At 48.1% G+C, this 10,987-nt stretch carries 9 protein-coding genes; 2 read left to right on the plus strand and 7 right to left on the minus strand.

Translation table 11 applies throughout. The features are described from left to right. Together RTY00_RS11015 and RTY00_RS11020 are read right to left on the minus strand one after the other, a co-directional pair. Positions 1 to 1,486 (minus strand): ABC transporter substrate-binding protein (locus tag RTY00_RS11015; RefSeq protein ID WP_312664452.1); only part of this gene is annotated, 1,486 nt, incomplete at its 3' end. A 573-nt stretch (positions 1,487 to 2,059) separates the two neighbouring features. Further along, positions 2,060 to 2,707: a YchE family NAAT transporter gene (locus RTY00_RS11020; protein ID WP_008106584.1), complete on the minus strand. Its 648-nt coding sequence runs from the start codon at positions 2,705 to 2,707 to the stop codon at positions 2,060 to 2,062. A 446-nt stretch (positions 2,708 to 3,153) separates the two neighbouring features. Here RTY00_RS11020 and adhE point away from each other — a divergent pair, with 446 nt between their 5' ends. Continuing rightward, complete coding sequence (gene adhE / locus RTY00_RS11025; RefSeq protein WP_312664453.1) at positions 3,154 to 5,829, plus strand: bifunctional acetaldehyde-CoA/alcohol dehydrogenase; 2,676 nt, start codon at positions 3,154 to 3,156, stop codon at positions 5,827 to 5,829. 55 nt (positions 5,830 to 5,884) lie between these two features. Here adhE and tdk read toward each other — a convergent pair whose 3' ends face one another. Then, positions 5,885 to 6,505 carry a thymidine kinase gene (gene tdk, locus RTY00_RS11030; RefSeq protein ID WP_154181710.1) on the minus strand — a complete coding sequence of 207 codons (621 nt, stop codon included), beginning with the start codon at positions 6,503 to 6,505 and terminating at the stop codon, positions 5,885 to 5,887. Positions 6,506 to 6,918: 413 nt separating this feature from the next. On the opposite strand from tdk, the gene hns reads away from it, so the two are divergent. Then, positions 6,919 to 7,326, plus strand: a complete 408-nt coding sequence (gene hns / locus RTY00_RS11035) for a histone-like nucleoid-structuring protein H-NS (protein ID WP_008106589.1) — start codon at positions 6,919 to 6,921, stop codon at positions 7,324 to 7,326. Between the two features lie 95 nt (positions 7,327 to 7,421). On the opposite strand, the gene RTY00_RS11040 is transcribed toward hns, so the two are convergent. The 4 genes from RTY00_RS11040 to RTY00_RS11055 all read right to left on the minus strand — a co-directional run. Continuing rightward, positions 7,422 to 8,429 (minus strand): NAD-dependent epimerase, encoded by a 1,008-nt coding sequence (locus RTY00_RS11040; protein WP_312664454.1) that lies wholly within the window; start codon positions 8,427 to 8,429, stop codon positions 7,422 to 7,424. Between the two features lie 10 nt (positions 8,430 to 8,439). Then, complete coding sequence (locus RTY00_RS11045) at positions 8,440 to 9,783, minus strand: UDP-glucose dehydrogenase family protein (protein ID WP_008106593.1); 1,344 nt, start codon at positions 9,781 to 9,783, stop codon at positions 8,440 to 8,442. Between the two features lie 23 nt (positions 9,784 to 9,806). After that, positions 9,807 to 10,715, minus strand: coding sequence for a UTP--glucose-1-phosphate uridylyltransferase GalU (galU, locus tag RTY00_RS11050; protein ID WP_008106595.1), 909 nt, complete (start codon positions 10,713 to 10,715; stop codon positions 9,807 to 9,809). 194 nt (positions 10,716 to 10,909) lie between these two features. Beyond that, positions 10,910 to 10,987, minus strand: a 78-nt coding sequence (locus RTY00_RS11055; RefSeq protein WP_312664455.1) for a hypothetical protein, incomplete at its 5' end; no start/stop codon positions are given.

Here is a 10,987-nt window from a genome sequence, read left to right on the forward strand (position 1 = left end):
CTTGCTGATAAAGAGCGGCGCGCTTTGCTTCATCTGAAGTGGTTAATGTTTGCTTCATTAACTGGTCAAACGCCGGACTTTGGTAAAACGCGGTGTTAATTGATGAACCGCTCAACAGCATATTAAGGAAGGTTGAGGGCTCGTTGTAATCTGCGCACCATGTCGCGCGCACCACGTCGTACTGCGCCTGGTGACGCGTTTCCAGCAGCGTTTTCCACTCCTGATTCTGTAATGTCACCACCGCACCGAGATTTTTTTGCCACATTGAGGCCGCAGCAATCGCCTGTCGCTTGTTTTGTTCCGAGGTGTTGTACAGCAGCGTAAAACGCAGCGGGTTTTGCTGATTAAAGCCGGCATCTGCCAGTAACTGTTTGGCGCTGGCATTGCGCTGTGACTGCGTTTGTTGTGCCCAAGCCGGTGGGGAAAGCGTAATACCGTGGGTAAACGGCGGCGTCAAACCGTAGGCAGGAATTTGCCCCTGGCCCATGATCTTCTGCGCAATGATGTCGCGATCAAGGGTTAACTTCAGCGCGGCACGTACTCGGGCATCATCGAACGGCGCTTTTTTGTTGTTGATTTCGTAATAGAAGGTGCACAGCAGCGGACTGATTTTGACCTCATCGCCGAGATCCTGCTGTAACTTTTTAAACAGCTCCGGCGGCACCGCACTGTTGGTCATATCGGTGCCACCGCTGCGATAGCGGTTGATATCACTGTTCTCTGAAGAGAGCGGTAAGAACACGCCCTCTTCAATCACCGTGTGTGCATTATCCCAATACTGCGGATTGCGTTTCACCACGATTTTTTCATTCACCACCCAGTCCGACAGGGTAAAAGCGCCATTGCCAACATAGTGTTGCGGCTGCGTCCACTGCTCGCCCCACTGCTCTATCGCCGGACGATAGACCGGTTTCATCGCACTGTGGGCAAGAATGGCAACAAAATAGGGAACGGGTTCAGAAAGGGTAACTTGTAGATGACGATCGTCGAGGGCTTTCACGCCGAGTTCAGCCGGCGCGGCTTTGCCAGACAAGATGGCATCAACGTTGGCGACATGGGCCGCCTGTAAATAACTGGCGTAAGGCGAGGCAGTTTTGGGATCAGCCAGGCGCTGCCAACTGTAGACGAAATCCTGGGCTGTAACGGGCTGGCCATTACTCCAGCGCGCATCGTCACGCAGCGTGAAAGTCCAGATGCGCCCTTCTTCGCTTTGCCACTGCTTAGCGACACCGGGGACGATTTGCCCGTTATTATCGGTTTCAACCAGACCTTCCAGCAAATTACGCATGACATTGGATTCTGGCACGCCCTCCGCTTTCTGCGGATCGAGCGTTGCCACCTCACTGCCATTATTAATCACAATCCGCTGTAATTCTGATAATTGAGTGCCTGCGGGAATTTGTGCTGCCTGGCCTGGAGCCATTGCGCCTGTAAGACATAAGGCAAGCACTGAACGTACGGCCGTTTTCGCTACCATGCATTTCATCTACAAATATCAACCTTAATCATAAGCCTGATAGCCTGTAAGCAAGAAGCGTACACATTTGTCGCTATCAGATAAAAAATTTGTGATGCGCCGAAAATTATCAGAACCGATGCCCGCACGCCAAAGCTAAACTGCAAAAATGTTAGCAGATTCTCTTTTATCACGTTCTGGTAGGGAGGAAAAGTGTTAATTATTGGGATGAAATATCAATTAAACTACTGATTAATATCGATATAATTTCGTTATCGCGTATATTTTATTCATTAATGTTATTAGGTTATAATTTTTATGAATACAACTGCAAAAACATCACTTTCCGACATAATGATTTCACCATCGAGCCAATGACTTTTCCGTAATGCTAATAAGAAAGAATTTTACAGAGTATTTATCTGTGATAATTATCACAATTTAATGTGAGTTACTGGATGCGTTTAACAGGATTAGTAGTAAAAGTGATGCGGAGGTTAACGCGTTAAGAAGGATGAATGAAATTACCAAAATGGTGCAATTAAGTCTAACGCTGCACCATTATGGATCGTGTTGCTGGTTAAGGTTAAAAATTAAGGGCTGTTAATTGAGTAATCCGGGGAAAATTGATTTCATGCCGGTGACAATAAACTCTATGCCCAATGCCATTAACAACAATCCCATGATGCGAGTGATAACGTTGATCCCGGTTTGGCCAAGTACTCGCACCATTAATGGTGCAGCGCGAAACAGCAGCCAACAGCAAAACGCGAAAATTGCAATCGCGATACTAAAGCCAATTAGGTTCTGCCAACTGTGATAACGCGTACTCCAGACGATGGTTGAACTTATTGCGCCGGGACCGGCCATCAACGGTAAAGCCAGCGGTACCACACCAATACTTTCACGAATAGCGCTCTCTGACTTCTCCTGCTTGTTCTGCTTATCCTCACCCAGTTTACCGCTGATCATCGACATCGCGATGGTGACGACCAGAATCCCGCCAGCAATACGGAACGAATCTATCGAAATACCAAACAGATGCAGGATGCCATCACCAAGGAAAAGTGACGTCCACAGGATAATGGCGACGGCCAGGTTCGCGGTGAGGTTGGTTTTGTTGCGCTCAACCACAGCCTGATAGCTGGTCATGCTGATAAAGACCGGGATGATACCTACCGGATTTACCAGGGCAAACAAACCGACAAAAAACTTAATGTAGCCGGATAGATCAAGTAGCACGGGGTTCAAAGTGGGCTCCGGTAAAGTCTGAGTAGAAAAACGCGCTTAATGTAGTGCATAAGCCGGGCGGAAAACCAGAGGCGCCAACAGAAATTTATGCTGCCGGCAAAGCTTTAAGTCAGTTCTTTCAACTACTGTTAACGTTGGGTTATGGCAATGAAGCCAGCAGGTACCGCAGATGTGGCACATCACGCTAACTTTACTTGCAAAAGTTAGTGCTGAAAGGTGTCAGCTTGGATCAGGATTGATCTGTATCAAAATTTACCTACCCCATCAGGGGTAATCTTACCCCGTCGAAACAACTTCCTGACGCTTAAGAATCTTGACCAGGAAACCCTTTTAGTAAGCAAAGGCAAAACAGTCGCCAACCTGACCAAAATATAAGCATAGCGTGACTATACTTCTGGATTCAGGCTTGTTTACTAAAAGAGTTTAACTTCCTTCAGGAGAGCACTATGGCCGTTACTAATGTTGCCGAACTTAATGCACTGGTTGAACGTGTAAAAAAGGCACAGCGTGAGTACGCTAATTTCAGTCAGGAACAAGTTGATGCAATCTTCCGCGCTGCCGCACTTGCTGCTGCAGACGCACGAATTCCTCTCGCCAAACTGGCCGTTGCCGAATCAGGCATGGGTATTGTTGAAGATAAAGTGATCAGGAACCACTTTGCTTCTGAATACATCTACAACGCTTACAAAGATGAAAAAACCTGCGGTATCCTCGCCACTGATGACACCTTCGGTACCATTACCATCGCTGAACCGATTGGCCTAATCTGCGGTATCGTTCCAACCACCAACCCAACTTCTACCGCTATTTTTAAAGCGCTGATTAGCCTGAAAACCCGTAACGGCATTATCTTCTCTCCACATCCACGTGCAAAAGATGCGACCAACAAAGCCGCAGATATTGTGCTGCAGGCAGCGATTGCGGCAGGTGCACCAAAAGATATTATCGGCTGGATTGATACCCCTTCTGTCGAGCTTTCAAATCAGTTAATGCATCACCCCGATATCAACCTGATCCTTGCAACCGGTGGTCCGGGCATGGTGAAGGCCGCCTACAGTTCCGGTAAACCGGCAATTGGGGTGGGTGCGGGTAACACGCCTGTCGTGATTGATGAAACTGCGGATATCAAACGCGCTGTGGCGTCTATCCTGATGTCGAAAACCTTCGATAACGGTGTGATTTGTGCTTCTGAACAATCCGTGATTGTGGTTGATTCGGCTTATGACGCGGTTCGTGAGCGTTTTGCCAGCCACGGTGGCTACCTGCTGCAAGGTAAGGAGCTGAAAGCCATTCAGGATATCATTCTGAAAAATGGCGCGTTGAACGCCGCGATTGTAGGCCAGCCAGCGACCAAGATTGCCGAATTGGCCGGAATTAGCGTGCCTGCAACTACCAAGATTCTGATTGGTGAAGTGAAACTGGTTGATGAATCTGAGCCATTCGCGCATGAAAAACTGTCTCCAACCTTAGCGATGTACCGCGCGAAGGATTATCACGACGCGGTCGATAAAGCTGAGAAACTGGTAACGATGGGCGGTATCGGCCACACCTCATGCCTGTATACCGACCAGGATAACCAGATTGAACGCGTGCATTACTTCGGCGACAAAATGAAGACCGCGCGTATTCTGATTAACACGCCTGCATCACAAGGCGGTATCGGTGACCTGTACAACTTCAAGCTGGCTCCGTCACTGACGCTGGGCTGTGGTTCATGGGGCGGTAACTCCATTTCTGAAAACGTGGGACCAAAACATCTCATCAACAAGAAAACCGTGGCCAAGCGAGCTGAGAATATGTTGTGGCATAAACTTCCGAAGTCTATTTACTTCCGTCGCGGCTCACTGCCGATTGCTCTGGAAGAAGTGGCAACTGATGGTGCCAAACGCGCCTTTATCGTTACTGACCGCTTCCTGTTCAATAATGGCTATGCCGATCAGGTGACTCGCGTACTGAAATCACACGGTATCGAAACCGAAGTATTCTTTGAAGTTGAAGCTGACCCGACGCTGAGCATCGTCCGTAAAGGTGCAGAGCAGATGAACAGCTTTAAACCTGATGTGATTATCGCACTCGGCGGTGGTTCACCGATGGATGCAGCAAAAATCATGTGGGTGATGTACGAGCATCCTGAAACGCATTTCGAAGAGCTGGCACTGCGCTTTATGGACATCCGTAAACGCATCTATAAGTTCCCGAAAATGGGCGTCAAAGCGCGCATGATTGCCATCACGACCACTTCCGGTACTGGTTCAGAAGTTACACCGTTTGCCGTGGTGACGGACGATGCAACCGGCCAGAAATATCCATTAGCGGATTATGCGCTGACACCAGACATGGCCATTGTTGACGCCAACCTGGTGATGGATATGCCACGTTCACTCTGCGCTTTCGGTGGTCTCGATGCGGTAACGCACTCACTTGAAGCCTACGTTTCCGTATTAGCGAACGAGTATTCTGACGGTCAGGCTTTGCAAGCACTGAAACTGCTGAAAGAGAATCTGCCTGCCAGCTATCGCGATGGCGCGAAAAATCCGGTGGCTCGCGAACGTGTTCACAATGCAGCGACTATCGCGGGGATTGCGTTCGCTAACGCCTTCCTGGGTGTATGTCACTCAATGGCGCATAAACTGGGTTCTGAGTTCCACATTCCACATGGTCTGGCAAACGCCCTGCTGATTTCAAACGTCATTCGCTATAACGCCAATGACAATCCGACTAAGCAGACAGCTTTCAGCCAGTACGATCGCCCACAAGCTCGTCGTCGTTATGCTGAGATTGCCGACCATCTGGGACTCTCCGCCGCTGGCGACCGTACCGCGCAGAAAATTGAAAAACTGCTCGCCTGGCTTGAAGAGATGAAAACACAGTTGGGCATCCCAACCTCTATCCGCGAAGCGGGTGTGCAAGAAGCAGACTTCCTCGCGAAAGTGGACAAACTGGCTGAGGATGCATTCGATGACCAATGTACCGGTGCGAACCCACGTTATCCGCTGATTGCTGAGTTAAAACAAATCATGCTGGATACCTTCTACGGCCGTGAATTCTCTGAGTCTCTGAATGAGAAAGCTGAAGAAGTTAAAGCTGAAGTAAAAGTTGATAAGAAAGCGAAGAAAGCGTAAGGCGCTTTAAACAAAAAACCCGCTTCGGCGGGTTTTTTTATGGCTTGCTGATCAGTTAAACCTGTGGCGATTGTGAGCCGTAGATCGCCTGAAGAGAACCTTCATCAATCGCTTGTTTATAATGTTTACGGCAGACCGATATATAACGCTCATTGCCACCAATCACTACCTGCTCGCCTTCGCTAAAAGGCTTACCCTTTGCATCGAGACGAAGGACCATGCTGGCTTTTCTGCCACAATGGCAGATAGTTTTAAGCTCAACCAGCTTATCCGCCCACGCCAGTAAATATTGACTACCCACAAACAGCTCTCCACGGAAATCCGTGCGCAAGCCATAGCAAAGCACTGGAATATCCAGATTGTCGACAACATCAGATAACGCTTTCACCTGTTCGCGCGTCAGGAACTGACTTTCATCGACTAACACACAATGCACGGGTTGCTTCGCATGCTCTGCCGCTATTTCCTCATCGAGCCTTGTCTCATCGTTATATAAAAATGCAGGAGACGAAAGACCGATGCGTGAACTGACTTTACCTGCACCAAAGCGGTTATCGATCTCGGCGGTATAAACCAGCGATCGCATCCCGCGCTCGTGGTAATTATAAGAAGATTGCAGCAAAGCCGTTGATTTACCCGCATTCATCGCAGAGTAATAAAAATAAAGTTGAGCCATTAGAAAATCTCATCGTAGCCTATATCTGTTTCGCCGCAGTTTACCATAAAGCTGTATACCTGTAGCGATGCATTATTTTTATCATTTGCTCAAATTAACACCACCATCAAGATGGATATCACAGCGCCCAAAAAAGAGAGCACGTTTTGACAAAGTAGCGATTAAGCCGATATTTTATTCGTTTTAATTAAAGCCGAAGCGTTAGGATAAGCCTGTGGCAAAGCGTTAGGCTTACAAAGCCAGTTAGAAAAGATCGCCAAATAAGTAAATATATTCTTAAGAGCGTTATAAAGACGCACTGATTTTTTATTTTTACGTTTTGCTTTTAAATCTGGCTATTGCAGTTATTTTTTTGCACCACTATTATGAGTCGGCAGAACAACTCCCATTTATTATATTTTGAGATTAGGACAATGAGCGAAGCACTTAAGATTCTTAATAATATCCGTACATTGCGCGCACAGGCTCGGGAATGCTCTCTGGAAACATTGGAAGAGATGCTGGAAAAACTCGAAGTTGTGGTCAATGAGCGTCGTGAAGATGATACTCATGCACAAGCGGAAAATGCAGAGCGCACACGCAAGCTTGAACAATATCGCGAGATGCTGATTGCCGATGGTATCGACCCAAATGAGCTATTGCAGGCATTATCTGAAACAAAAGTTCCGGGTAAAGCCAAGCGTGCTGCGCGCCCCGCTAAATATTCTTACGTTGATGAAAACGGTGAAAACCGCACCTGGACTGGTCAGGGCCGCACGCCTGCTGTGATTAAAAAAGCAATTGAAGAACAAGGTAAACAACTGGACGATTTCCTACTGTAATCATTACAGCGCTCAGAATTGTAATTAGTTCACCACTAATTCACTTTGACCAGGTAAGAAAAAGGAAGCCAATGGCTTCCTTTTTTCATGCTTAATTATTGTTGATAGAAGTGGCGATACCAATCAACAAAATGCTGCACGCCCTGCTCAACGCTAGTTTGAGGACGGAAATTGATCGCCTGATACAAAGGTTGTGTATCCGCACTGGTGCCCAGCACGTCGCCGGGTTGCATCGGCAGCATATTTTTCTTCGCTTCAATGCCCAATGCTTTTTCCAGCGACTCAATATAGGTCATTAAGCTGGTCGGCTGGCTATTACCGATGTTGTAAACGCGATAAGGTGCCGAACTGCTTGCAGGTGAACCTGCTTCAACTGTCCAGCTGTCATCCGGCTGAGGAATTACATCCTGCAAACGCACGATCGCTTCTGCGATGTCATCTATATAAGTGAAGTCACGCGTCATTTGTCCGTTGTTATAAACGTCAATTTGCTCTCCCGCTAACATCGCGCGAGTAAACTTGAACAACGCCATATCCGGACGGCCCCACGGACCATAAACGGTGAAAAAGCGTAATCCCGTAGTGGGCAACTGATAAAGGTGTGAATAGGTATGCGACATCAATTCGTTAGCTTTTTTAGTGGCCGCATAGAGTGAAACGGGATGATCAACGGAATCGTCCGTTGAAAAAGGCATTTTGCGATTCAGGCCATAAACTGAACTTGATGAGGCATACAGAAGGTGGCCGATTTTATGATGGCGGCAGCCTTCAAGCATATTGAGATGACCGATTAAATTTGCTTCGGCATAAGCATGGGGATTTTCGATCGAATAACGCACGCCGGCTTGCGCGCCCAAATGTATAACACGTTCAAAAGCATGTTCAGCGAATAAAGAAGAAATGGCCTGGCGATCCGCCAGGTCCATTTTTAAGAAAATGAAATCAGGATATTGCGTGTTCTGGTCTAAACGGGCCTGCTTAAGGCTGACATCATAATAGTCATTCAGGTTATCGATACCGACAACCTGGTGACCAGCCGCCAGCAAGCGTTGACTGACGTGAAATCCAATAAAACCTGCCGCGCCGGTAACCAGAAACTTCATACATCCCTCATTATTCTACGATTTTAATTGATGCTCCGCGGCCAATTGCATAGTACGTGAAACCGCGCTTGCTGATACGCTCTGGATCATACAGGTTACGACCATCAAAAATCACGGGTTCTTTTAACGCACTTTTGATGACGTCGAAGTCTGGTGCACGGAAGTTTTGCCATTCAGTACAGATAACTAAGCCATCCGCACCCTGCAGCGCTGCTTCCTTGGTGCCCATCAGCTTCAGATCGTTACGATGACCATAAACGCGTTGCGCTTCGTCCATCGCTTCTGGGTCGAAGGCCTGAACAGTTGCACCGGCTTCCCACAGTGTTTCCATCAGCACGCGGCTGGAGGCTTCACGCATGTCGTCAGTGTTCGGTTTGAACGCCAGTCCCCACAGAGCAAAGGTTTTGCCGCGCAGATCGTCGCCAAAATGACGCTTAATAAAGGTTGGCAGCTTGTTCTTCTGCGAATCGTTAACGTCTTCAACCGCCTGCAGCAGACGCGGAGTGTAACCAATTGACTCAGCAGTACGAATCAGAGCCTGCACGTCTTTCGGGAAACAAGAACCACCATAGCCGCAGCCAGGATAGATGAAGTGATAACCGATACGTGAATCTGAACCGATACCCTGGCGAACCTTCTCAACGTCGGCTCCCAGACGTTCTGCCAGATTAGAGATCTCGTTCATGAAGCTGATTTTGGTTGCCAGCATGCAGTTAGCCGCATATTTGGTCAGCTCTGCACTGCGGATATCCATCAAAATCATACGATCATGATTACGATTGAACGGCTCATACAGCTCGCGCAGCAGCTCAACCACTTCATCATTATCGGTACCGACAACGATACGCTCAGGACGCATGCAGTCATTAACTGCAGCACCTTCCTTGAGGAATTCCGGGTTTGAAACCACGTCAAAGGCGATGTTCACATCACGCTTTTGCAAAGTTTCAGTCATCACCGCACGAACGCGATCCGCTGTACCTACAGGTACAGTAGATTTGTCGATAACAACTTTGTGATCGTTCATGTGCTGCGCGATTGTGCGCGCAACAGCTGTCACATATTTCAGATCGGCAGAACCGTCTTCATCCGGTGGCGTACCCACGGCGATAAACTGCATCACGCCATGATTAACGCCCTCTTCCGCATTCGTGCTGAACTTCAGGCGACCCGACTCGTAATTAGACATAACGAGTGGCGTCAGGCCCGGTTCAAAGATCGGAATATTGCCTTTCTTTAAGTTTTCGACTTTCTTTTCGTCGACATCAATACAGAGAACGTCATGTCCGACTTCGGCCAACACCGCAGCCTGAACCAGACCGACATAGCCGATACCAAATACAGTGACTTTCATTGAATTATCCTGTGTTTATTGAGTTACTTTTTGTTGCCTACCGCGCCTTCGAGCCACTGAGTGAAATCTTTACCCAGGACTGGATGGCGAACGCCGTACTCAACAAACGCTTGCATGTAACCCAGTTTGTTACCGCAGTCATGGCTAACACCGTTCAGGTGATACGCTTCAACGGTCTCTTTTTCCATCAGCATCGCAATGGAATCAGTCAGCTGAACTTCGCCACCTGCACCTGGAGGCGTTTTCGCCAGCAGTGGCCAGATTTCAGCAGACAGCACGTAACGACCAACAACGGCCAGGTTTGATGGGGCTTCAGAAGCTTTAGGCTTCTCAACCACGCCAACCATTGGCGCGCTCTGACCTGCAGAGAGATCAGCACCCTGGCAGTCAACCACACCGTAAGCGGTTACATCAGCAACTGGCTCAACCATGATCTGGCTGCGGCCGCTCTCTTCGTAGCGAGCCAGCATCTCTGCCAGGTTGTCTTTGGTTGGGTCTGATTCGTATTCATCGATGATGACGTCTGGCAGGATTACGGCGAATGGCTCATCACCAATCAGCGGATGAGCACACATTACTGCGTGGCCCAGACCTTTCGCGATACCCTGGCGAACCTGCATGATGGTGACGTGTGGAGGGCAGATCGACTGGATTTCATCCAGCAGTTGACGCTTAACACGTTTTTCCAGCATTGATTCCAGCTCAAAACTGGTATCAAAGTGGTTTTCGATGGCGTTTTTAGAGGAGTGTGTAACCAGCACAATCTCGTTAATGCCTGCTGCAATGCACTCATTCACGACATACTGGATCAACGGCTTATCGACCAGCGGTAACATCTCTTTTGGAATAGCTTTGGTCGCAGGCAGCATACGCGTGCCGAGGCCTGCAACTGGGATTACCGCTTTTTTAACTTTAGTCTTATAGGCAGACATCAAAAATACCTCTCTTAATAGGCCGTTCAAGTTAATACTTGATATGTCGGTTTAAAAACGAAATGAGTATATCAGTTACTATCAGGTGGATTTATCCTGGAAGAAGTTAATCCACGGAATTTAGGACTATTACCCAAGTGTAAAGCTTGCCCCTGGTCCTGTCTTCAACCCGTGGAAAATTTAAATCCGACTGGTCATTCTTCGGCTGATAGCATCAAACGTAGTCTGCCTCCGGCGCCCCAAATATGGCATTGCCAGGCGTCGGCACGTTG

It is taken from the genome of Pantoea sp. CTOTU49201, assembly GCF_032054795.1.
In the GTDB taxonomy this organism is placed as follows: Bacteria; Pseudomonadota; Gammaproteobacteria; order Enterobacterales; family Enterobacteriaceae; genus Pantoea; species Pantoea symbiotica.

Bases quoted from the DNA above. Each gene is read 5' to 3' on its own strand.
- RTY00_RS11045 (WP_008106593.1), bottom strand. From the start codon at position 9,783: ATGAAAGTCACTGTATTTGGTATCGGCTATGTCGGTCTGGTTCAGGCT.
- galU (WP_008106595.1), bottom strand. From the start codon at position 10,715: ATGTCTGCCTATAAGACTAAAGTTAAAAAAGCGGTAATCCCAGTTGCA.
- adhE (WP_312664453.1), top strand. From the start codon at position 3,154: ATGGCCGTTACTAATGTTGCCGAACTTAATGCACTGGTTGAACGTGTA.
- tdk (WP_154181710.1), bottom strand. From the start codon at position 6,505: ATGGCTCAACTTTATTTTTATTACTCTGCGATGAATGCGGGTAAATCA.
- hns (WP_008106589.1), top strand. From the start codon at position 6,919: ATGAGCGAAGCACTTAAGATTCTTAATAATATCCGTACATTGCGCGCA.
- RTY00_RS11040 (WP_312664454.1), bottom strand. From the start codon at position 8,429: ATGAAGTTTCTGGTTACCGGCGCGGCAGGTTTTATTGGATTTCACGTC.